Source organism: Roseomonas sp. KE2513 (assembly GCF_016107305.1).
Taxonomy (GTDB): domain Bacteria; phylum Pseudomonadota; class Alphaproteobacteria; order Acetobacterales; family Acetobacteraceae; genus Roseomonas.
Genome location: NZ_RCVR01000224.1, coordinates 1 through 205, shown reverse-complemented (window position 1 = coordinate 205; position 205 = coordinate 1). Strand labels below are relative to the sequence as shown.

1 protein-coding gene is annotated in these 205 nt (G+C 70.7%); it reads left to right on the top strand.

Annotated elements, in window-relative coordinates; all coding sequences use genetic code 11:
• The coding region (locus D9599_RS31030; protein ID WP_198385177.1) for a transposase at positions 1-205 on the top strand (205 nt) is incomplete at both ends.

Sequence of the window (205 nt, the reverse complement as noted above, 5' to 3'; positions counted from 1 at the left end):
GGGACGGCCTGCGCGGAGGCCGATGCTGAGGGCGCGAAGCGGCAATGGCGCACCGTGGCCGACCCGCTGCGACCGAAGGTCCCGAAGCGCTCCTCCCTCATGGACGGTGCCGGGAAGGACGTCCTCGCCTCCATGGCCTTCCCCGTCGCGCACCGGGCCAAGCTCCACAGCACGAACCCGATCGAGCGGCTCAACGGCAAGATCA